Source organism: Phenylobacterium sp. (genome assembly GCF_016124325.1).
Classification (GTDB): Bacteria; Pseudomonadota; Alphaproteobacteria; order Caulobacterales; family Caulobacteraceae; genus Phenylobacterium.
This window is the reverse complement of the sequence record NZ_WGNY01000024.1, coordinates 37419-59616: the sequence shown is the minus strand read 5'-3', so window position 1 is coordinate 59616 and position 22198 is coordinate 37419. Positions and strand designations below refer to the sequence as shown.

21 protein-coding genes are annotated in these 22198 nt (G+C 69.5%); 19 read left to right on the top strand and 2 right to left on the bottom strand.

The window, feature by feature from the left end; all coding sequences use genetic code 11:
• The first annotated feature begins 1 nt into the window (after position 1).
• Together GC203_RS15060 and GC203_RS15055 are read left to right on the top strand one after the other, a co-directional pair.
• Positions 2 to 775 carry a type III pantothenate kinase gene (locus tag GC203_RS15060; protein ID WP_293456026.1) on the top strand — a complete coding sequence of 258 codons (774 nt, stop codon included), beginning with the start codon at positions 2 to 4 and terminating at the stop codon, positions 773 to 775.
• Positions 775 to 2454 (top strand): ribonuclease J, encoded by a 1680-nt coding sequence (locus GC203_RS15055; protein ID WP_293456024.1) that lies wholly within the window; start codon positions 775 to 777, stop codon positions 2452 to 2454. The genes GC203_RS15060 and GC203_RS15055 overlap by 1 nt, the downstream gene beginning before the upstream one ends.
• Here the strand turns inward: GC203_RS15055 and GC203_RS15050 are convergent.
• A complete protein-coding gene (locus GC203_RS15050; protein ID WP_293456022.1) occupies positions 2451 to 3422 on the bottom strand; it encodes an aldo/keto reductase in 972 nt (323 codons plus the stop codon). The genes GC203_RS15055 and GC203_RS15050 overlap by 4 nt on opposite strands.
• Positions 3423 to 3550: 128 nt before the next feature.
• On the opposite strand from GC203_RS15050, the gene GC203_RS15045 reads away from it, so the two are divergent.
• The 7 genes from GC203_RS15045 (at position 3551) to GC203_RS15015 (ending at position 11040) form a co-directional block, all read left to right on the top strand.
• The gene (locus tag GC203_RS15045; RefSeq protein WP_293456020.1) at positions 3551 to 5842 is read left to right on the top strand and encodes a CoA transferase; all 2292 of its coding nucleotides are present in this window, start codon (positions 3551 to 3553) and stop codon (positions 5840 to 5842) included.
• A 37-nt stretch (positions 5843 to 5879) separates the two neighbouring features.
• Positions 5880 to 6302 (top strand): methylmalonyl-CoA epimerase, encoded by a 423-nt coding sequence (gene mce, locus GC203_RS15040; RefSeq protein ID WP_293456018.1) that lies wholly within the window; start codon positions 5880 to 5882, stop codon positions 6300 to 6302.
• Positions 6302 to 6565, top strand: coding sequence for a DUF1467 family protein (locus GC203_RS15035; protein WP_293456015.1), 264 nt, complete (start codon positions 6302 to 6304; stop codon positions 6563 to 6565). Before mce ends, GC203_RS15035 begins: the two co-directional genes overlap by 1 nt.
• Positions 6566 to 6655: 90 nt before the next feature.
• Positions 6656 to 7972: a proline--tRNA ligase gene (proS, locus tag GC203_RS15030; protein ID WP_293456012.1), complete on the top strand. Its 1317-nt coding sequence runs from the start codon at positions 6656 to 6658 to the stop codon at positions 7970 to 7972.
• 56 nt (positions 7973 to 8028) lie between these two features.
• Positions 8029 to 9264, top strand: a complete 1236-nt coding sequence (locus GC203_RS15025; protein WP_293456043.1) for a lipoprotein-releasing ABC transporter permease subunit — start codon at positions 8029 to 8031, stop codon at positions 9262 to 9264.
• Positions 9257 to 9946, top strand: coding sequence for an ABC transporter ATP-binding protein (locus GC203_RS15020; protein ID WP_293456009.1), 690 nt, complete (start codon positions 9257 to 9259; stop codon positions 9944 to 9946). Before GC203_RS15025 ends, GC203_RS15020 begins: the two co-directional genes overlap by 8 nt.
• 110 nt (positions 9947 to 10056) lie before the next feature.
• On the top strand, positions 10057 to 11040 hold the full coding sequence (locus GC203_RS15015) for an NADP-dependent oxidoreductase (protein WP_293456006.1): 984 nt from the start codon (positions 10057 to 10059) through the stop codon (positions 11038 to 11040).
• Here GC203_RS15015 and GC203_RS15010 read toward each other — a convergent pair.
• The gene (locus GC203_RS15010) at positions 11024 to 11821 is read right to left on the bottom strand and encodes a class I SAM-dependent methyltransferase (RefSeq protein WP_293456003.1); all 798 of its coding nucleotides are present in this window, start codon (positions 11819 to 11821) and stop codon (positions 11024 to 11026) included. The two genes, GC203_RS15015 and GC203_RS15010, sit on opposite strands and share 17 nt — an antisense overlap.
• 116 nt (positions 11822 to 11937) lie before the next feature.
• Between GC203_RS15010 and sidA the strand changes: the two genes are divergently transcribed.
• The 10 genes from sidA to dxr all read left to right on the top strand — a co-directional run bounded on the left by sidA (position 11938) and on the right by dxr (position 22187).
• Positions 11938 to 12027, top strand: a complete 90-nt coding sequence (sidA, locus tag GC203_RS23940) for a cell division inhibitor SidA (RefSeq protein WP_366501884.1) — start codon at positions 11938 to 11940, stop codon at positions 12025 to 12027.
• A 26-nt stretch (positions 12028 to 12053) separates the two neighbouring features.
• Positions 12054 to 15482 (top strand): DNA polymerase III subunit alpha, encoded by a 3429-nt coding sequence (gene dnaE, locus GC203_RS15005; RefSeq protein WP_293456000.1) that lies wholly within the window; start codon positions 12054 to 12056, stop codon positions 15480 to 15482.
• A 97-nt stretch (positions 15483 to 15579) separates the two neighbouring features.
• Entirely contained in the window at positions 15580 to 15864 is a 285-nt protein-coding gene (locus GC203_RS15000; protein ID WP_293455997.1) for a hypothetical protein, read from the top strand.
• Between the two features lie 177 nt (positions 15865 to 16041).
• Positions 16042 to 16896 (top strand): 30S ribosomal protein S2, encoded by an 855-nt coding sequence (gene rpsB, locus GC203_RS14995; RefSeq protein WP_293455994.1) that lies wholly within the window; start codon positions 16042 to 16044, stop codon positions 16894 to 16896.
• Between the two features lie 96 nt (positions 16897 to 16992).
• On the top strand, positions 16993 to 17931 hold the full coding sequence (gene tsf, locus GC203_RS14990; RefSeq protein WP_293455992.1) for a translation elongation factor Ts: 939 nt from the start codon (positions 16993 to 16995) through the stop codon (positions 17929 to 17931).
• Positions 17932 to 18020: 89 nt separating this feature from the next.
• Complete coding sequence (gene pyrH, locus GC203_RS14985; RefSeq protein ID WP_293455990.1) at positions 18021 to 18740, top strand: UMP kinase; 720 nt, start codon at positions 18021 to 18023, stop codon at positions 18738 to 18740.
• A 95-nt stretch (positions 18741 to 18835) separates the two neighbouring features.
• A complete protein-coding gene (gene frr, locus GC203_RS14980; protein ID WP_293455987.1) occupies positions 18836 to 19402 on the top strand; it encodes a ribosome recycling factor in 567 nt (188 codons plus the stop codon).
• 25 nt (positions 19403 to 19427) lie between these two features.
• Complete coding sequence (gene uppS / locus GC203_RS14975) at positions 19428 to 20198, top strand: polyprenyl diphosphate synthase (protein ID WP_293455984.1); 771 nt, start codon at positions 19428 to 19430, stop codon at positions 20196 to 20198.
• Positions 20176 to 21003, top strand: coding sequence for a phosphatidate cytidylyltransferase (locus GC203_RS14970; protein WP_293455981.1), 828 nt, complete (start codon positions 20176 to 20178; stop codon positions 21001 to 21003). The genes uppS and GC203_RS14970 overlap by 23 nt, the downstream gene beginning before the upstream one ends.
• Positions 20991 to 22187 carry a 1-deoxy-D-xylulose-5-phosphate reductoisomerase gene (dxr, locus tag GC203_RS14965; protein ID WP_293455978.1) on the top strand — a complete coding sequence of 399 codons (1197 nt, stop codon included), beginning with the start codon at positions 20991 to 20993 and terminating at the stop codon, positions 22185 to 22187. The genes GC203_RS14970 and dxr overlap by 13 nt, the downstream gene beginning before the upstream one ends.
• The last annotated feature ends 11 nt before the right edge of the window (positions 22188 to 22198 follow it).

Sequence of the window (22198 nt, the reverse complement as noted above, 5' to 3'; positions counted from 1 at the left end):
CATGCTGCTGGCGATCGAACAGGGCAACACCAACACGCTCTTCGCCGTGCACGACGGCGACCAGTGGACGGCGCAGTGGCGGGCCGGCACCGATTCCACCCGCACCGCCGACGAATACGCCGTGTGGCTTTCGCAACTGCTGGGCATGGCCGGCCTGACGCTGCACGGCTTCGAAGGCTGCATCATCTCCAGCGTGGTGCCGCAGTCGATCTTCAATCTGCGTAACCTCGCCCGACGCTATCTGCAGGTGGAGCCCCTGGTGATCGGCGAGAACGTCGACCTGGGCATCCCGGTGCGGATCGACAAGCCGTCCGAGGCCGGCGCCGACCGCCTTGTGAACGCGCTGGGCGCGCACGCGGCTTACAAGGGGCCGCTGATCGTGATCGACTCCGGCACCGCCACCACCTTCGACGTCGTGGCCGCCGACGGCGGGTTCGAGGGCGGCGTGATCGCGCCGGGCATCAACCTGTCGATGGAGGCGCTCCACAACGCCGCGGCCAAGCTGCCGCGCGTGGCCATCCAGAAACCCCAGCGCGTCGTCGGCACCGATACGGTCGGCGCCATGCAATCGGGCGTGTTTTGGGGCTATATAGCGCTGATCGAGGGCCTCATCGCGCGCATCAAGGCCGAGCGGGAAGAGGATCTCACGGTGATCGCCACGGGGGGCGTCGCCTCGCTGTTCCACGGCGCCACGACCAGCATCGATCACTTCGACCCCGACCTGACCATCCGCGGCATGCTCGAAATCTGGCGGCGGAACAAGAAGAAGGCCTGATGGCGAAATCCAAGAACGACGAGCTCGTCTTCCTGCCGCTGGGCGGGTCGAACGAGATCGGGATGAACTTCAACCTCTACGGCTTCGGGCCGGCGCACGACCGGCGCTGGATCGTGGTCGACCTGGGCGTCACCTTCGGCGACCAGACGACGCCGGGGGTCGACGTGATCCTGCCCGACCCGGCGTTCATCGAGGAATACGCCGACCGCATCCTGGGCATCGTGCTCACCCACGCCCACGAGGACCACATCGGCGCCGTCGCCTGGCTGTGGCCGCGGCTGAAGGCGCCGATCTACGCCACGCCGTTCACCGCCTTCATCCTGCGCGAGAAGCTGCGCGAGGCCGACCTGCTGGACGAGGCCGAGATCACCGAGGTGCCGCTGGGCGGGGAGATCGAACTCGGACCCTTCAAGCTCAACCTGATCACGCTCACCCACTCGATCCCCGAGCCGAATGGCCTGTCGATCCGCACGCCGCTCGGGACCATCCTCCACACCGGCGACTGGAAGATCGATCCCGACCCGCTGCTTGGGGCCACCACCGACGTCGAGACGATCCGCCGCCTGGGCGACGAGGGCGTGCTGGCGATGGTCTGCGACTCCACCAACGTCTTCGTCGACGGCCACGCCGGCTCGGAAGCCGATGTCCGCACCGCGCTGATCCCGCTGATCGGCAGCCTAAAGGGCAAGGTGGCGGTCGCCTGCTTCGCCTCGAACGTGGCGCGGATGGACAGCATCATCCGAGCGGCGGAAGCCAACGGCCGGCGCGTCTGCCTGGTTGGCCGGTCCATGCTGCGCATGGCCGCGGCGGCCAAGTCGGTGGGCCTGATGGAGGACCTCAAGCCCTTCGTCAGCGAGAGCGAGGCGGGCTACTTCCCGCCGGAAGCGATCCTCTATCTCTGCACCGGCAGCCAGGGAGAGCCGCGCGCGGCTCTGGCTCGGATCGCCGACGGCACCCATCCGCACGTGAACCTGGGCGCCGGCGACGCCTGCATCTTCTCGTCGCGGGTGATCCCGGGGAACGAGATCGCCATCCGCAACCTACAGAACAAGCTGACCGAGCGCGGCGTGCGGCTCTACACGGAGCGGGACCATCCCGGCATCCACGTCTCCGGCCACCCGTGCCGCGACGAACTGGCCGAGATGTACAGCTGGGCGCGGCCGCAGATCGCCGTGCCGACCCACGGCGAGCGCCGGCACCTGCTCGAACACGCCGCCTTCGCCCGCGATCTGCAGGTGCCGCAGCAGGTGACGCCCCGCAACGGCGACATGGTGCGCCTGGCTCCGGGCCGCGCGGAGGTGATCGACGAGGTGCCGGCGGGCCGCCTGTTCGTCGACGCGGGAGTCCTGACGCCGGAGAACGGCGAGGCGCTGCGCGAGCGCCGCCACGCCGCCTTCAACGGCGTCGTGGCCGTGTCGGTGGCGTTGGACGGGCGCGGGCGGGTGGTCTCCGGGCCGCAGGTGCGCGCCCTGGGCCTGCCGACCGACGAGGACTATCCGCTGGACGAGGTGCTGGACGATCTCGCCGACGAGGCCGAACAGGCGCTGAAGCGCCTGAAGGGCGACGACCTGGAGCTCGACGAGAACATCGAGACGGCCATGTCGCGCGCCGTGAAGAAGGCCAGCCAGCGGATCTGGGGCCGACGACCGGTTGTCGAGACGACGGTGCTCAGGATCTAGGCCGGGGCCAGCCCCAGCCCGTCGATCTCGGCCATCTCCTCCGCCGAATAGGGGCCATCCGCCTCGGCCTTCACGCACATGGCCAACTCGTCGCGGTTCTTTACGCCCAGAACGACCGTGTCGATGTTGGGCATGGAGAGCGCGTAGCGATGGGCCGCATAGGCCGGGTCCTGACCCCATTTCGCGCAGAGCGCGCGGAAGGGCGCGGCGCGGTCGTAGTCGGCGCGGTCGGGGCTGTTGGGCGAAAGCTCTCGGTCGACGGCGGCGGTCAGCGCCCCGGCCTGAACGGCGCGGATGCCCATGACGCCGCAGCCGGCGGCCTTGGCGGCGGCGGCCACGTCGCGGGGCCGTGCCGGCTCGGCGTAGCGCTTCAGCGCGCCGGGGCTGTCCATCAGATTGGCGATGGCCTGGACCACCTGCGGGCGGGGGGCGTGGTCGATCGCTTCGAGCACGGCCGTCGGTACGCCGATGCCGGTGATCCCCCACGCCGCCAGCTTGCCCTGGGCCTTCAGCCGCTCCATCGCCGGGACCACCTCGTGAAGGTAGATCGACAGGGCCGTGGAGAAGCGGTCGCGGCTGGCGCCGCCGTGGGCGTACTCGAACCCGTCGACATGGATATTGGAGTGCAGGAAGAAGACGTCCATCCGTTCCAGGCGCATGGCCTGCAGGCTGGACTCCAGCGAGGCGGCGAGGATGTCGCCAGCCTGGCCCGGCGCCGGTGAGCCGAGCTGGCACTTGGTGGTGAAACGCACGCCCGCGGGCGGACGGCCGCCGAAGGCCTCGCCGACGAAGGCCTCGGCGTTGCGGTACATCGGCGCGCAGTCGATCAGCGTGACGCCGGCGTCCACGGCGGCGTGGACGGTGGCCAGAGCCTCCTCGTGGGTCGTTTCGCCCCAGATCTGGCCGATGCCGCCGCCCAAGGTCAGCCGGCTGACGGCGCCCAGCGGGCCCAGGGTCGCAGTTCGCATGATCGTCTCCTCCCGTCTTTCCGGCAGGCTAACACGCCCAGGCGCTTGCCGAGCGTTGGAAGGATCGGTTTGATGATGTCCGGCGAGACGCGGGAACCGCGCCGCCCCGGCAAGGGAGGCCGCCCGACATGTCCGCTTACCGCGGCGTCCGCATCGCCGATTTCAGTCAGGGCGTCGCCGGCCCGATGGCCGCCATGCTGCTGGGCGACTTCGAGGCCGAGGTCGTCAAGGTCGAGCCGCCCGGCGGCGACCGTCTGAAGGACCACCCCGGCTACCTGGCGTGGAACCGCAACAAGCAGGTGGTCACCCTCGATCTGGATGCGCCGGACGGCCTGGCGGCCGCGAAACGCCTGATCGCCGGCGCTGACGTGGCGATCTTCGATCATGCGCCGGGCCGACTGGAGGCGATGGGCCTCGACGGCGCGACGCTGAGCGCCGAACACCCTGGCCTCGTCCACGCCTGGATGCCGCCCTATGGCACGAGCGGGCGATGGAGCCAGCTTCCGCCGCATCACAGCCTGCTCTCGGCGATCTCCACCTCCGCCTTCCGCCAGGGCGCGGATTCCGATGCGCCGATCCATCTGGTCCTGCCGCTGCTCTGGTACGGCCAGGCGGTCATGGGCGCCGCGGCGATCGGCGCGGCGCTCTACGAACGCTCGACCAGTGGCCGCGGACAGCCCGTCGTCGTCAGCGGCCTGCACGGGGCGTCGGAGGTGAATGGCCTCGCCAAGGCCTTCAACAACCCGCCGATCCCGCGCGGCATCCCCCAGGGGGCCAACCCGCGCTATCGCCTCTATCAGTGCGCGGACGGCGAGTGGTTCTTCCTCGGCACCCTGTTCACCAACTTCTACCGCAAGGCCTTCGAGGTCCTGGGCCTCGACGACGCCTTCGACGCCCTCGAAACCGACATGCTGGCGGCGCGCGACCTGCTGATCGAGATGTTCGCCACCCGCACGCGAGACGAATGGCTGGAGGCGCTGCAGGCCAACGACGTGCCTTGCGCGCCGGTGCGCCATCGCGAGGCCTGGTTCGCGGGCGAGCCGGTGGCGGCGGGCGGGATGCGTCTGTCGTTCGGCCACCCGCACCTCGGCCGTGTCGACATGCCGGCGCCGCCGGCCCTGCTGCGAAACGATCCACCGTCGGTCCGCGGCCTTCCGGAGGCGGCGGCGTCGCCGCCGGAGTGGGAGGCTCGGCCCGCGCGGGCCGAGGGGCCGTCGGCGAACGGCGGGCCGCTCGCGGGCGTGCGCGTGCTGAACCTCGGCACGGTGATCGCCGGGGCCTATGCGGGGGGCATCCTGGCCGACCTGGGCGCCGAGGTGATCAAGGTGGAGCCGCCCGAGGCCGACCCATTCCGCTCGGACCTCGCCGGGTTCCAGACCTACAACCGCGGCGGCCGAGGGCTGGGGCTCGACCTGCGCAAGCCCGGCGCGCGCGAACTGTTCCTGGAGATGGCCAAGCAGGCCGACGTGGTCATCGACAACTACCGCTGGGGCGTCCGGAGCCGCCTGGGGATCGACTACGAAGCCCTTCGTGCGGTGAACCCGCGGATCATCTCGTGCTCGGTCAACGCCTACGGCGAGAAGGGTGAGCGCGCGCCACTGCCTGGGTTCGATCCGCTCATGCAGGCCGAGGGTGGCATGATGGCGGCCCAGGGTGGGGAGGGGCCGCCCATCCTCTACACGATCCCGGTCAACGACGTGGCGACGGCGGGCGTGGTGACCGCCTCGGTGATCGCAGCCTTGAACGCTCGCGAGCGGACGGGCGAGGGCCAGGAGATCGTCACCAGCCTGCTGGCGCAGAGCCTGCTGTTCCAACTGGGCGAGATGGTCACCTACGAGGACCGCCCGCCGAACGACGTCGGCGGGGTCGATTGCCTGGGCGTGCGGGCGCTGCACCGATATTACGCCTGCGCCGACGGATGGCTGGGGATCGTCTGCGAAACCGAGGCCGAGGCCGCCGGGCTCGGTCGCGCCCTGGGGATCGATCTGGGCGAACGCGCGCTGCTTGCGCCGCGTGTCGGCGACCTTGCCGAGCGGCTCGAGGCGGCGTTCGCCGGCCTCGGGCGCGACGCGGCGCTGGACGCCCTGTTGGCCGAGGGCGTCGCCGCCGCCCCGGCGCTTCGGGGACCGGAGGCCCTCGACGATCCGTGGCTCAACGAGAACGACTTCTTCCAGCACTGGGAACATCGACGCATCGGGCCGATCGTCGGGCCGCGGGCCTATGCGGATTTCCGGCGCACGGCTGGCGCCTTCACCCGCCCGACGCCGGACGTGGGCGAACACACGGCCGAGGTGCTGGCCGACTTTGGCGTCACGCCGGAACGGATCGCCGACTTCCTCGCCAGAGGTGTCGTCTTCGCGTCGGACGGCATGGGCGGCGTGGCGCGTGCGCCTGAGCCGCAGTCCAGTTCCGCAGCGTGATCTCGCGCTTCGGCGCGGGCGGGCGTATACCGCGCCCATGATCGGCAAGTTGAACCATGTGGGGGTGGCGACGCCCTCGATCGAGCAGTCCGTGGCGCTCTACCGCGACGTCCTGGGCGCGACGAAGATCGGCGAGAAGTTCGCCATGCCCGAGCAGGGGGTGTGGGTCTGTTTCGTCGACGTCCCGAACAGCCAGATCGAACTGATCGAACCCTACGGCGACGCCTCACCGCTGACGAATTTCCTTGAGAAGAACCCGGCCGGCGGCCAGCACCACATCTGCTTCGAGGTCGAAAACATCGAGGCCGCCCGCGACGACCTAGTGGCGAAGGGGGCGACCGTGCTCAATGGCGGCAAGCCGCGCATCGGGGCCCACGGCGTGCCGGTGATCTTCGTCCACCCGAAGAACATGGGCGGGGTGCTGGTAGAACTGATGGAAACGCCGAAAGGAGCCCACTGATGGGTATCGGCACGTCGATCGCGGTCTATTTCGTCGTCTGGTGGACCGTGCTGTTCGCCGTCCTGCCGATCGGCGTGGTCAGCCATGCCGAGGCCGGCATCGACAAGGGCGACGGCGGCGATCCCGGCGCGCCGGTGGACCCGAAGCTCAAGCGAAAGTTCATCACCACCACCTGGGTGTCGGCGATCATCTTCGCGGTGATCTGGCTGGTGGTGTTCCTGGGCTGGGTGCCGCTGCCGCAGGTGCCGGGCGGCCCGCAGTAGGCTCCGGGAACCGGCGCCCGCGCCTCATCGTTGCCAAGGTTCTCGCGCCAAGGGTATCAGGGCGCCTTCGCCACCACTGACGGAATCCCTATGCGCCTTTCGCGATACTTCATGCCCACGCTTCGCGAGGCGCCCGCCGACGCGCAGATCGTGTCGCACCAGCTCATGCTGCGCGCCGGCCTGATCCGCCAGGAGGCCGCGGGGATCTACGCCTGGCTGCCGCTGGGCCTGAAGGTGCTGAAGAAGATCGAGCAGATCGTGCGCGAGGAGATGAACCGCGCCGGCGCGGTCGAGATCCTGATGCCCACGCTGCAACTCGCCGACCTGTGGCGCGAGAGCGGCCGGTACGACGACTACGGCGAGGAGATGCTGCGCATCACCGACCGCCACAAGCGCGACCTCCTGTACGGTCCCACGGCGGAGGAGGTCGTGACCGACATCTTCCGTAGCTACGTCAAGTCGTACAAGGACTTGCCGAAGAATCTTTACAACATCCAGTGGAAGTTCCGCGACGAGCGCCGCCCCCGCTTCGGGGTCATGCGCGGGCGCGAGTTCCTGATGAAGGACGCCTATTCGTTCGACGTCGACGAGGCTGGCGCGCGCCGCTCGTACAACCGGATGTTCCTGGCCTACCTCAACGTCTATGCGCGGCTGGGCCTCAAGGCGATCCCCGTGAAGGCCGATCCCGGCCCCATCGGCGGCGACATGAGCCACGAGTTCATGATCCTGGCCGACACCGGCGAGAGCCAGGTGTTCGCTCACCGCGACCTCGTGGAGATGGGCGCGCCCGGTCCCGACATCGACTGGGAGGGCGACCTGGAGCCCGAGGTGTCGCGCCGCACCAGCCTCTACGCGGCCTCGGACGAGATGCACGACGCGGCCCGCTTCGAGGCGATGCCCGAGGACAAGCGGATGACGGCCCGAGGCATTGAGGTCGGCCACATCTTCTATTTTGGCGAGAAGTACTCGAGGCCGATGAAGGCAAATGTGACGGGCCCTGACGGCAAGGATGGGCCCGTGCAGATGGGCTCGTACGGCGTGGGCGTCTCGCGCCTGGCCGGCGCGATCATCGAGGCCAGCCACGACGACGCCGGCATCATCTGGCCCGACAGCGTGGCGCCCTTCGGCGCGGCGGTGCTCAACCTGCGGCCCGGCGACGCCGGCTGCGATGAGGTCTCGGAGAAGGCCTACCGGGCGCTGGGCGAGCTAGGCCTGGATCCGCTGTACGACGACCGCGACGACCGTCCGGGCGCCAAGTTCGCCGCCACCGATCTCGTGGGCATCCCCTGGCAGGTCATCGTCGGGCCCAAGGGCGTGGCCGACGGCGTGGTGGAGCTGAAACGCCGCGCCGGCGGCGAGCGCCAGACCGTGCCGCTCGAGGCCGCGCTCAAGGCCATCGCCGGGTGAGCGAGGCGCAAGCCGTCACCGGCCGCCGCGCGCCGCCCTTCGGTCTCTGGGAGCGGATGCTCGCCATCCGCTACCTGCGGCCCAAGCGCAGCGAGGGCTGGGTCGCCCTGATCGCCGCCATCGCCTATGTCGGCATCGCGCTCGCGGTCGCCGTACTGATCATCGTCATGTCGGTGATGAACGGCTTCCGCACCGAACTGCTCGGCCGGATCCTTGGATTCCAGGGCCACATCTTCGTCTCGGGCGGCGTGCTGGACGGGCCGGAGCGCGACCTCGCCGCCAAGCGCATCCTGAAGGTTCCGGGCGTCATCCAGGCCGCGCCGATCATCGAGGCCCAGGCCATCGCGATCGGCCCTAGCCAGATCACGGGCGCCATCGTGCGCGGGATCAGTCCGGCGGACCTGAAGGGCACGCCCCTGGTGGCCGACAACGTGTCGGCGGGCGACCTCAAGGGCTATGGCGTGGGCGAGTACGGCGGCGACACCGTGGTGGTCGGACAACGGCTGGCGGAGTCCCTCGGTCTCCGCGTCGGCGACGTCATCACCCTGATCTCCCCCTCCGGCGGCGCAACGGCTTTCGGCGGCACGCCGCTGCAGAAGGCCTACACGGTCGGAGCCACCTTCTCGGTGGGGATGAGCCAGTACGACCAGGCCTACATCTACATGCCCCTAGCTCAGGCCCAGCTCTTCTTCGGGCGGGAGGACACCGCCGACGCCATCGAGGTGCGGGTGAAGGATCCCGACCGGGCCCCGGCCATGAGGGCCGCTATCGCCAAGGCCGCAGGGCCCGCCGCCCTCGTCACCGACTGGACGCAGCGCGACGCCTCCTTCTGGGGCGCCCTGAAGGTCGAGCGCAACGTCATGCGACTGATCCTCATGCTCCTGGTGGTGATCGCCGCGCTCAACGTGATCTCGGGCCTCGTCATGCTCGTGAAGAACAAGGGCCGCGACATCGCCATCCTGCGCACCATCGGGGCCGGGCAGGGCGCGATCATGCGCATCTTCTTCATGGCGGGCGCCAGCGTGGGCGCGCTGGGCACGCTCACCGGCCTGATCCTGGGCGCACTGTTCTGCATCTACATCAGCCCCATCCAGGACCTTGTGGAGTGGGTGACGGGCCAGGCGGTGTTCTCGTCCGACGTCTACTACCTGTCCCACATCCCGGCGAAGATCGACTGGGTGGAGGTGGCCGGCATCCTGGCCTGGTCGCTGGGGATGAGTTTCGCCGCGACGCTCCTGCCGGCCTGGCAGGCCTCGCGCGTCGATCCGGTCGAGGCGCTGCGCTATGAGTGAGCCCGTCCTCGCGATCCGGGGCCTGGAGCGCACCTACGTCACCGCGGCCGGCGCGCTGACCGTGCTGAAGGGCGTCGACCTGACGCTGAACCCCGGCGAGATCGTGGGTTTGGTCGGCCCCTCGGGATCGGGCAAGTCGAGCCTGCTGCACGCCGCGGGCCTGCTGGAGCATCCGAACGCCGGGCGCATCTCGATCCTCGGGACCGACTGCTCCGGCCTGCCCGAGCGCGAACGCACCCGCGTGCGGCTGGCGAAGATCGGCTTCGTCTACCAGTTCCACCACCTGCTGCCCGAGTTCTCGGCCCTCGACAACGTGGCGATCCCGCTGATGATCGCCGGCGCCTCCCGCAAGGCCGCCGAGGCGCGCGCCCGCGACCTGCTGGGCGAACTGGGCCTCAAGGACCGCACGCATCACCAGCCGGCCCAGCTCTCGGGCGGCGAGCAGCAGCGGGTGGCCGTGGCGCGCGCCCTGGCTAATTCGCCGCGCCTGCTGCTGGCCGACGAGCCGACGGGCAACTTGGACCCGCAGACCTCAGGCGCCGTGTTCGACAGCCTCTATGCCCTGGCGCGCAGCCAGGGCGTCGCCGCCCTGGTCGCCACCCACAACTTCGAGCTCGCCCGCCATATGGATCGGGTGCTGGCGCTGAAGGACGGCGGTCTCGAACCCTGGACGCCCGAGTAGGCCACCGGGACTGCCCCATGCCGGCGTGACGGCGGCGGACGCCTCCGATAGCCTTCGCCCCGCGCGCCGGCGCCAGCCGCGCGGCCAACGAGAACAGTAGGGGAGGCATCATGCCCGTCAGCCGGGAAATTCATCTTGTCGCGCGTCCGGACGGAATGCCGACGCCCGACAACTTCCAGCTGGTCGAGACGCAGGTCCCGGACGCTGGCGACGGCCAGGTGCTGGTCGAGAACCTCTACATGTCGGTCGATCCGGCGATGCGGCCGAGGCTCACCGCCGGCCAGGCCCTGAACGAGGCGATGACGGGCGGGGCGCTGGGCCGGGTGGTCCAGTCGAAGCATCCCGACTTCGCCGTCGGCGACCTCGTCTCGAACCGGATGGGCTTCCGGGAATTCTTCGTCTCGGACGGCAAGGGCCTGACCCGGCTCTCTCCTGCCGACGGCCTGCCCTTGACCGTCCACATGCACGCGCTCGGCGGCACCGGATTCACTGCCTACGGCGGCCTGCTGCATATCGGCCAGCTGAAGGACGGCGAGCAGGTGTTCGTCTCCACCGCGGCGGGCGCCGTGGGCTCGGTGGCCGCCCAGATCGCCAAGATCAAGGGCTGCTACGTGGTGGGCTCGACGGGCTCCGAGGACAAGGCCGCCTGGCTGCGCGACGAGGTCGGGCTGGATGCGGTGATCGACTACAAGGCCCAGCCGATCCGCAAGGCGCTGGAGGCCGCGACGCCCAAGGGCCTGGACGTCTATTTCGACAACGTCGGCGGCGACCACCTGGAGGCGGCGCTGCGGCGCATGAACACGCTGGGGCGCATCCCGGTGTGCGGCTTCATCTCGGGCTACAATTCCGGCCACTCGCCGGTGTCGAACCTGTCGAACATCATCTATGCGCGGGTGATGCTGAGGGGCTTCGTGGCCACCGACTTCATGCACCTCTACGGCGACTTCCAGCGCGACATGGCCGGCTGGCTCCGCGACGGGAAGGTCAAGTACCAGGAGACGATCATGGAGGGGATCGCCGCCGCGCCCGCGGCCCTGATCGGCCTGATGCAGGGCAAGAACTCCGGGAAGATGCTGGTCAGGCTCGCGGCGTAGCCCGCGGCCGGCCCCACATGAGATGGGTGGTCACGTCGAAGGCGAGCATGCCGTCGACGGAATGAGGCTCCAGCATTCGACGCAGGTCGTCGTCGAAGGCCCGGGCGGCCTCCATGCCCATCTTGGCGCGCGACCAGGTGGCGCGCGAGTGCTCGCCTTCGATGAAGTCGGCCAGGGGCATGCAATGGCCATGCGTGAACGTCTCGCGGCCTTCGATGTCGATCCAGGCCTCGTGGGCGTTCATCCGCGCGACAAACTCCGGGTGGTTGAACTGGAAGCCCAACTGTTCGATCCACCGCCTGACCAGCGCCCCGTAGTCGCCAAGCCAGGGCGCGGCTGAGGGACCGTCGCCCCCGACCGCCGCCACGCGGCCGTCGCGGCCGGCGCCAATGCGCATGCGCGGGAAGACGACGTCGTGTCGTAGCCAGTGAAGGCTCGCGCCCCCCACGGCCAGATCGAATGGCAGGGTCAGGTCCGCGTCCTCGGCCGCCGCATGCAGCCAACGGATGTTCCGGTGGCCTCCGTCGTCCAGCGCCTGGGCGAGGGAGATCATCGGCCCCGAAGGATCGATCGCGGTGACGGTGTCGAACGTGTCCGCCAGTCCTGTCGCCAACTTTCCGGGGCCGCAGCCCAGGTCCACGGCGTGGCCGTGTCGGGGGGCGATCTCGGCGAGGCGGAGGTAGAGCGCCTCGGGATAGGGCGGCCGATGGACGTAAGCGCGCGCGACATCGGGGTCGGCGAACTCGTCGCCGGTGTTCTCGACGGGGCCGGGCCGGGGCATGGGCCGCACGCTGCCTCGGAATGGCCCGCTTGACGAGGAGAACAAAACCGGAATAAGAACGAAAACGGAACGCATTCGCGGCTGTCCACAGCCGCCCCACAGAAAGGACGCCGTAGATGGTTCGCTTGGCCCGGGAATCGCTGGCCTTTGTGTCGGTGGCGAGTTTTGTCTGGATGGTCTGTTCGGTGGCCGGCCTCGTGAGCTGACCGCCGTGCGAATGGGGGAGGCGGCATTGGCGGAGGGCGCAGACGAAGGGTTCGTCCACCTCCGGGTCCGCTCCGCCTATTCGCTCCTCGAAGGCGCCATCAAGGCCGACAAGATCGGCGCCCTGGCCAAGGCGGGCGGCATGCCGGCGGTGGCCATAGCCGACCGCGCCAACCTCTTCGGCGCCCTGGAGTTCTCGGTCGCCACCAAGGGCGAAGGCGTGCAGCCGATCATCGGTTGCGCCCTGCCGGTGAGCGGCGTGGGCGAGCGGCTTTCCGAGCGATGGGCCAAGACGCCCACGATCACGCTGCTGGCCCAGAGCGAGCGGGGCTATCTGAATCTCTGCGAGCTTTCGTCGGCCGCGTTCCTCGAGGTGGACGCCAGCGAGGAGCCGCATGTGGCGTGGGAGAAGGTCCGCGCGCATTCCGAGGGGCTGATCCTGCTCTCCGGCGGGCCGGACGGGCCTGTCGACCATCTGTTCGCGGCGGGCAAGGCCGACGAGGGCCGCGCGGCGTTGGCTGAGATGAAGGCGGCGTTCGGCGACCGCTTCTACGTCGAGCTGCAACGTCACGAGACGGCGGCCGAGGCGGCCGCCGAGGGCGGGCTGGTGGCCTTCGCCTACGACGAGGACGTGCCCCTCGTCGCCACCAACGACGTCTACTTCAAGGACGCCAAGACCTATCAGGCGCACGACGTGCTGCTGTGCATCGCCGATGGAACCTTCGTGGGCCAGGATGAGCGGCGGCGGGTGACGGCCGAGCACGGCTTCAAGAGCGCGGGCGAGATGCGGGCCCTGTTCGCCGACCTGCCCGAGGCCTGCGACAACACCCTCGATATCGCCCGGCGCTGCGCCTTCATGGTCTCCAAGCGCGACCCGCTGCTGCCCAGGTTCACGGACGGCGAGATTTCCGAGGCCGAGGAGCTGGCGCGCCAGGCGCGCGAGGGGCTGAAGCAGCGGATGGCCGCGGGCCGCGCCAACGTGCGGCCGGTCGAGGAGTACGAGGCTCGGCTGGAGCGCGAACTCCAGGTGATCACCCAGATGGGGTTCCCGGGCTACTTCCTGATCGTGTCGGACTTCATCAAGTGGGCGAAGGCGCGGGGTATCCCGGTGGGACCCGGCCGCGGTTCGGGCGCCGGCTCGCTGGTGGCCTATTCGCTGACGATCACCGATCTGGATCCCCTGCGCTACGGCCTGCTGTTCGAGCGCTTCCTGAACCCCGAGCGGGTGTCGATGCCGGACTTCGACATCGACTTCTGCCAGGAGCGCCGCGAAGAGGTCATCACCTACGTCCAGCAACGGTACGGCCGCGAGAAGGTGGCCCAGATCATCACCTTCGGCACCTTGCAGGCGCGCGCGGTGCTGCGCGACGTGGGCCGGGTGATGCAGCTTCCGCTGGGCCAGGTGGACCGGCTGGCCAAGATGGTGCCGGCCAACCCCGCCAATCCGGTCACCCTGGCCCAGGCCATCGACATCGAGCCCCGGCTGAAGGACGAGCGGGACCGCGACGAGGCGGTGGCCCGCCTGCTCGACGTGGCCCTTCAGCTCGAAGGTCTCTACCGCAACGCCTCGACCCACGCCGCCGGCGTGGTGATCGGCGACCGGCCGCTCACCCAGCTCACCCCGCTCTACCGCGATCCGCGCTCGGAGCTGCCGGCCACACAGTTCAACATGAAGTGGGTGGAGAGCGCCGGCCTGGTGAAGTTCGACTTCCTGGGCCTGAAGACCCTGACCGTCATCGACCGGGCGGTGAAATACCTGGAGCAGCGCGGGGCGGCCGTCGACATGGCCGCGCTGCCGCAGGACGACCAGGCCACCTACGACCTGATGAGCAATGCGCTCACCATCGGGGTCTTCCAGCTGGAAGGGCAGGGGATGCGCGACACCCTGCGCCAGCTCCGCCCCGGCTCGATCGAGGACGTCACCGCCGTCGGCGCGCTCTACCGCCCGGGCCCGATGGACAACATCCCGGCCTTCATCGACTGCAAGTTCGGCCGCAAGCCCATCGACACCCTGCACCCCAGCCTGGAGGGGGTGCTGAAGGAGACCTACGGCATCATCGTCTACCAGGAGCAGGTGATGCAGATCGCCCAGATCCTGGCGGGCTACAGCCTGGGCGAGGCCGACCTTCTGCGCCGGGCCATGGGCAAGAAGAAGAAGGAGGAGATGGAGCAGCAGCGCGCCCGCTTCATCTCGGGCGCCGCGGCCAAGGGCGTCTCGGCCGAACAGGCCGGAGCGATCTTCGATCTGGTCGACAAGTTCGCGGGCTACGGTTTCAACAAGTCGCACGCGGCGGCCTATGCCGTCGTCAGCTACCAGACGGCCTGGCTGAAGGCGAACGCGCCCGTCGAGTTCTTCGCCGCGTCGATGAGCCTCGATATCGCCAACACCGACAAGCTCTCGGTCTTCTACCAGGACGCCAAGCGCTTCAACGTGAAGATCCGCCCGCCGTGCGTGAACCGCTCGGGCGCCGACTTCGAGGTGGAGAACGGCGAGGTGCTCTATGCGCTCGGCGCGATCCGCAACGTGGGCCTGCAGGCGATGCAGCATGTGGCCCAGGTGCGCCGCGAGGGCGGGCCTTTCGTCGACATCTTCGACTTCGTCGAGCGCGTGGATCCCAAGCACGTCAACAAGCGCACCTTCGAGACCATGGCGCGCGCCGGCGCGTTCGACGCGATCCATCCCAACCGGGCGCTGCTGGTGACGGCGGCCGACACCCTGATCGGCTACGCCCAGAGCGTGGCGGCCGACCGGGAGTCGTCGCAGGCTTCGCTATTTGGCGGCGACCAGGCCGAGGCGGCCCGCCCGCGGCTGCCGGCGACCGAGGCGTGGACCCCGGCCGAGCGGCTGGACGAGGAGCTGGCGGCCGTCGGCTTCTACCTCTCGGGCCATCCGCTGGAGGACATGGTCGAGGCGTTGCGGCGGCGGCGCACCGACCTGCTCACCGACGCCATCGCGCGCGCCAGCGCCGGGGCCGAGGCGCTGCGCATGGCGGGCGTCGTGCGGCGCAAGCAGGAGCGGCCGTCGCGATCGGGCGAGAAGTTCGCCTTCGTCACCTTCTCCGACCCCACCGGCGAGTACGAGGTGCTGTTTCCGCCGGAAGCGCTGCGCAAGTGCCGCGACCTGCTGGAGCCGGGCCGGGCGGTGGCGATCAAGGTCCGCGCCAAGGCTAGCGACGGCGAGGTCCGCTTCTTCGGCGACGACGTGGAACCAGTCGAGAAGGCGGTCGAGAACGTGGTGGCCGGCCTGCGGGTGCACGTCACGCCCAGCGCCGAGATCGAGGCGCTGAAGCGGCGGCTGGGCGTATCGAACGGGCGGGGCGGAGAGGTGGTCCTGACGGCCCAGCTCGGTGGCGGCCGCGAGGTGGAGCTGAGGCTGCCCGGCCGCTACGCGCTGGATGGCGCCGTGCGCGGGGCGATCAAGACGGCGCCTGGGGTGGTGTTCGTCGAGGACCTGTAGGCCTTGGCGCTTGATTTTCACGCCTGGGGACGGTCGTAGTGGGCCGGCAACCGGAAGGCAGATGGTGATGATCCGGCAATCGGCGCTTGTTGTCGCATTGAGCGTGGCCCTCGGCGGCGGCGCGGCGGCCCAGACCTATGGCGCGGGCTCGCCGACGGCGAAGTCCTGGGCGCGCGCCTACGGGACGCCGGCCCCGGCCGGCGCGACTCCGGCGCGACCGCCATCGCCGTCGCAACCGGCCGGAACCCCGGCGTTCAAGCCCTACCAGGGGCCGTCGACCTACGAGCACAAGGCCGGGCAGGCGCCCTATCAGGCGGGCCCCAAGCTGAAGCCCTACGGGACCAGCGTGTTCGGCCCCGAAGGCGAGAAGAAGAAGCGCTGAGCCGGCCGGCTCGGGCCGGCCGCTTGATTTTCCGACGCTTTGCGCCTACATGCGCCGCTCCAATCCACACGTGGGCGTGCGGCTCGGCGGGGAGACATCCCGTCCTGTCCGTTCCGGTCCTCCTTCGGGAGGGTTTGCCTGCGGCGGTCCAACCGGAAGAAAGACGAGATACAGACGATGGCTCTGCCTGATTTTTCTATGCGCCAGCTGCTGGAAGCCGGCGCGCACTTCGGCCACCAGACGCACCGGTGGAACCCGAAGATGGACAAGTACATCTTCGGTTCGCGTTCCAACATCCACATCATCGACCTGTCGCAGTCGATTCCGCTGCTGCACCAGGCCCTGGTGAAGGTGCGTGAAGTCGCCGCGGGCGGCGGCCGCATCCTGTTCGTCGGCACCAAGCGCCAGGCGTCGGATCCGATCGCCACGGCCGCGAAGCGCTGCGCGCAGTACTACGTGAACCACCGCTGGCTGGGCGGCACGCTCACCAACTGGCGCACCGTGTCGGGCTCGATCGCCCGCCTGCGCGAACTGGACAACGTGGTTGCCGGCGAGGGCCAGGGCCGTTCGAAGAAGGAGCTGCTGCAGCTGACCCGCGAACGCGACAAGCTGGAGCTGTCCCTGGGCGGCATCAAGGACATGGGCGGCATCCCCGACCTGATGTTCGTGATCGACACCAACAAGGAAGCGATCGCGATCCAGGAAGCGCGCAAGCTCAACATCCCGGTCATCGCCATCCTCGACACCAATTCGAACCCGGACGGCATCACCTATCCGATCCCGGGCAACGATGACGCGGCGCGCGCCATCCAGCTCTACTGCGACCTGATGGCCGACTCGATCCTGGACGGCCTGGCCGCCGGCCAAGTGGCCGCGGGCGTCGACCTGGGGGCTTCGGAAGCTCCGGTCGAACCGGCGCTCGCGCGCGAACTCGCGCCGGAGCCTGCCGCCGAGCCGGATACCACCGCCGCGGAGGTCCAGACGACCGAAGCCGGCGCCGACGCGGCCAACCAGGAAGAACAAGCCGGCTGATCGCCTCCGCGCGATAGGCCGACTGACACAAAACCCTGACGGCGGGCCCTCATACGGGGTCCGTCACGATGCAAGAGATTCCAAGAGGAGCTGACCATGGCGGAAATCACCGCTGCGCTGGTCAAAGACCTGCGCGAACGTTCCGGCGCCGGCATGATGGACTGCAAGAAGGCGCTGCAGGAAAACGGCGGCGACGTGGAAGCGTCGATCGACTGGCTGCGGACCAAGGGCCTGGCCAAGGCGGCCAAGAAGGCCGACCGCGCCGCGGCCGAAGGGCTGGTGGCCGGCAAGATCTCGGCCGACGGCAAGACCGGCGTGCTGGTCGAGTTCAACGCCGAAACCGACTTTGTGGCCAAGAACGACCAGTTCCAGGCGGCGGCGCGTGAGTTCGCCGACGTGGCGCTGAGCGTCGACGGCGACGTCGAGGCGATCCGCAACGCCAAGACCGCCAAGGGCGAAACGGTCCAGGACACGATCACCAACCTGATCGCGACGATCGGCGAGAACATGCAGCTGCGCCGTTCGGCCAAGCTGTCGGTGGCCGAGGGCGCGGTCGCGCTCTACCTGCACAACAAGCAGGGCGACGACGTCGCCAAGCTGGCGGTGCTGGTGGCGCTGGAAGGCGCGGGCGACCAGGCCGCGCTGGCCGAGGTGGCGCGCCGGATCGCTCTGCACGTGGCCGGCACGCCGACCCCGCCGCTGGCGCTGACGAGCGACGAACTCGACCCCGAGGTCGTGGCCAAGGAGCGTGAGATCCAGACCCAGACCGCGATGGAATCGGGCAAGCCCCGCGAAATCGCCGAGAAGATGGTCGAGGGCCGGATCCGCAAGTGGCAGGAGGAAGTCGTCCTCCTGAAGCAGCCCTTCGTCATGAACCCCGATCAGACGATCGAGCAGCTCGTGGCCGAGACCGCCAAGCAAGCGGGCTCTTCGGTGACGCTGAAGGGCTTCGTGCGCTTCGCCCTCGGCGAGGGCGTCGAGAAGAAGACGGACGACTTCGCCGCCGAAGTCGCCTCGATGACCGGCCAGGCCTGATCGGCCGAAACCTTGAGGGCGCGACGCGCGTTCGACGCGCGCCGCGCCCTTGTTGTATCTAAGCGCAGCCAAAGAGAGCTCGAACGCCCATGCCCGACGCACAGCCGCGCTACAAACGCATCCTCCTGAAGCTTTCGGGGGAGGCGGGGGTCGGCGGCGACGGTTTCGGCATCGATCCGGTGACCCTGGCGGCCGTGGCCGACGAGATCGCCCAGGTCACGCGGGAGGGCATCCAGGTTTGCGTGGTGGTCGGCGGCGGTAACATCTTCCGCGGCGCCGCCCTGGCCGAGGCGGGCATGGAGCGCGCCAGCGCCGACTACATGGGCATGCTGGCCACGGTGATGAACGCGCTGGCCCTGCAGGCCGCGCTGGAGAAGATCGGCGTCTTCACCCGCGTGCAGTCGGCGATCCCGATGGATGCGGTCTGCGAGCCCTACATCCGCCGCCGCGCGCTGCGCCACCTGGAAAAAGGTCGCGTCGTGATCTTTGCGGCCGGCGTCGGCGCGCCGTTCTTTACGACCGACTCGGGCGCGGCGCTGCGGGCCGCCGAGATGGGCTGCGAGGCGCTGTTCAAGGGCACCAGCGTCGACGGCGTCTATACCGCCGACCCGAAGAAGGACCCGGACGCCAAGCGCTACGAAACTCTGAGCTATCACGAGGTCTTGTCGCAGAATCTTAAGGTGATGGACGCCTCGGCCGTCAGCCTTATGCGCGAGAACCACATCCCGATCGTGGTGTTCAACATTCGCGAGCGGGGCAACCTCTTGAAGGTGCTACAAGGCGAAGGGGTGTTCACCACCATCGCCTGAGCGCGGGAACGGCGCCGGATCCACATCCGAGGCGGTAGGCATTTCGCCGTAGCGCGCTAGAGTTCAGCCACAAGACCCAGGACGGAGACGCCGCAATGGCCACGACCGAGAAGCCCGTGCTTTCGAAATACAAGGACCGCATGGACAAGGCCGTCTCGGCGTTGAAGGACGAGTTCGGCTCGCTGCGCACGGGCCGGGCGTCGGCCACCCTGCTCGACCAGATCCACGTGGACGCCTACGGCTCGCAGGTGCCGATCAACCAGGTGGGGGCCGTCAGCGTGCCGGAGCCGCGGATGATCGTCGTCAACGTCTGGGACAGGGGCGTCGTGGTCTCGGTGGAGAAGGCGATCCGCGCGTCCGACCTGGGGCTGAACCCGGTCGTGGACGGCCAGACCCTGCGCATCCCGATCCCGCCGCTCACCGAGGAGCGCCGCAAGGACCTCGCCAAGCTCGCCGGCAAATACGCCGAGCAACAGCGGATCGCCGTGCGCAACGTCCGCCGCGACGCCAACGAGGACTGCCGCAAGGCGCAGAAGGACGGCGTCATCAGCCAGGACGAGGAGAAGCGGATGGAAACCGAGGTCCAGAAGCTGACCGACGAGGCCGTCAAGCGCATCGACGAAGCCTTGAAAACCAAAGAACAAGAGATCATGCACGTCTGATCCCGCTCAGGACTCGTTGATCCGCATGGCCGCCGCCGAGACACCGCCGTACGCGGGCGCCCCAGGAGAGCCGGGGCGGCCTCTCCACGTGGCGATCGTCATGGACGGCAACGGCCGTTGGGCGAAACGCCGAGGCCTGCCGCGGACTCTGGGGCATCGCGCCGGGGTCGAAGCGTTGAAGCGCACGGTGGCCGCCGCGCCCGATCTCGGCGTCGGCTGGCTCACCATCTTCGGCTTCTCGACCGAGAACTGGAGCCGCCCGGCGGCGGAAGTGGCGGAGCTGATGGCGCTGCCGAAGCGGTACTTCGAGACCGACATCGCCCGTTTGGAACGGGAAGGCGTCAGGGTGCGGGTGATCGGACGCCGCGAGGGGCTCTCCGCCGACCTCGTCCGCATCATCGAGGACGCCGAGGCGCGGACGGCGAACAACACCCGTTTCCACCTCACCATCGCCTTCAACTACGGCGGCCAGGCCGATATCGCCGCGGCCGCGCGGCGGTTCGCCGAAGAGGTCGCCGCGGGACGCCGCAGCCCCGACGACCTCGACGAGGCCGCGTTCGGCGGTTTCCTCGCCACGGCGGGCGCGCCGCCGCCCGACCTGATCATCCGGCCGTCGGGCGAGCAGCGGCTGTCGAACTTCCTGCTCTGGGAAGCGGCCTACGCCGAGCTCGTCTTCCAGGACATCATGTGGCCCGACTACGGCGAGGAGCCCCTGCGCGCGGCGCTCGCCGAATTCGCCACCCGTGATCGACGCTATGGCGCAATCGTGGCCGATGACGTCCTCGCCGCCGGCTAAGCGGTTCGACTGGACAAACCTCGGCCTGCGCGTGGCGTCGGCCGTGGTGATCGCGCCCGCGGTCCTGGCGGCCGTGTGGTTCGGCGGCTGGGGCTATCTGGTGCTGATCGCCATCGGCGTGGCGCTGCTGGCGATCGAATGGGGCGGGATGAGCGCGCCGGGCTCCCCGACGCGTGTCGCCGCCGTGGTCGCCGCTGCCGTGCTGGTCGCGGTGTTCATCGCCTATCGGGGCGACTTCATCTGGGCCTGGGGCGCGATCGTCCTGGCGGCTGCGGGCGCCGCCGTGGTGGCCCGCGGCGTGGCCGAGCGACCGGCCGACGCGGCCTATGGCGTCTTCTACGTCGCGCCGGCCGCGGTCTGCCTCGTCTGGCTGCGCGCGACCAACCAGGGCGCCTGGTGGACGCTGATGCTGCTGGCGGCCACCTGGGCGGCCGACATCGGCGCCTTCGCGGTTGGCAGCGTGCTGAAGGGCCCCAAGCTGTGGCCGCGTTTTTCGCCGAACAAGACGTGGTCGGGGTTCATCGGCGGTCTGGCGGCGGCCATGGGGGCCGGCGTGCTCATGGCCGCCTTGCCCTATTTCCAGCTCAACGCCTGGGCGGCCGCCGCCGTCGGCCTTGCCGTCGGGCTGGCCACCATGGCGGGCGACCTCTGGGAATCGGCGCTCAAGCGGCGGTTCGGGGTCAAGGATTCCGGCGATCTCATCCCCGGCCACGGCGGGCTGCTCGACCGCGTGGACGGCCTGATGTTTGCCGTGGTGGTCATGGCGGTCGTACGGTTGGCGAACCACTGGGGATGGGGACATTGAGTCTGCCACGCAAGGTCAGCGTCCTGGGGTCGACCGGCTCCATCGGCGTATCCACTCTCGACCTGTTCGCCCAGGCGGGGGTCGAGGTCGAGATCGTCGGGCTCACGGCCGGCCGGAACGTCGCGCGCCTGGCCGAGCAGGCGATCCGCTGGCGCCCCAAGGTGGCGGTGATCGAGGACGAGACCGCGCTGCCCGAGCTGCGGGACCGCCTGAAGGGCACGGGGATCGAGGCCGCGGCGGGCGCCGAGGCCGTACGGGACGTGGCCGCGGCCGACGCCCAGTGGGTGATGTCGGCCATCGTCGGCTTCGCCGGCCTCGCGCCCACCCTGGCCGCGGCGAAGGCGGGCGCGGTGATCGCGCTGGCCAACAAGGAAAGCCTGGTCTGCGCCGGGCCGTCGCTGCTGCGGACCGCCAAGCTGGCGGGCGGCGCCGTCGTGCCGGTCGACTCGGAACACTCGGCGATCTTCCAGGTGCTGGATCCGGCGATCGCCGATTCGGTCTCGCGCCTGATCCTCACGTCGTCCGGAGGCCCGTTCCGCGACGCGACGCGGGCCCAGATGGCCGCGGCGACGCCCGATCAGGCCCTGGCGCACCCGAACTTCTCGATGGGCGCCAAGATTTCGATCGATTCCGCCACCATGATGAACAAGGGCCTGGAGGTGATCGAGGCCGCCTACCTGTTCTCCATGCCTCCCGAGCGGATCGAAGTTCTGGTTCACCCGCAGCAGATCATCCATTCCCTGGTCGAATACGCCGACGGCTCGACGCTGGCCCAGCTCGGCCCGCCCGACATGCGCCCGCCGATCGCCTGCGCGTTTGCGTGGCCCGACCGCCTGCCGTGGCCGGCGCCGAAGCTCGATCTGGTGACCGCCGGCCCGCTGACGTTCCAGCATCCGGATCCCGACAAGTTCCCGGCCCTGGCCATCGCCAAGCAGGCGTTGGCGGCGGGCGGCCAGGCTCCCGCGGTGATGAACGCCGCCAACGAGCGCGCCGTGGCGGCCTTCCTTGACCGAAGGATCGCCTTCCTGGATATCCCGAACGTCGTGGCGGAGACCCTCGAACGCGTGGACAGTGGCTCCACGCGGTCCTGGCGCGACGACGACGCGGTCGAACGCGCCCGTGGCGCCGACGCCGAAGCCCGCCGGGTCGCCGACGATGTCGTCGCCGGCGTGTTTGCGGCCTGATGGAGTAGACC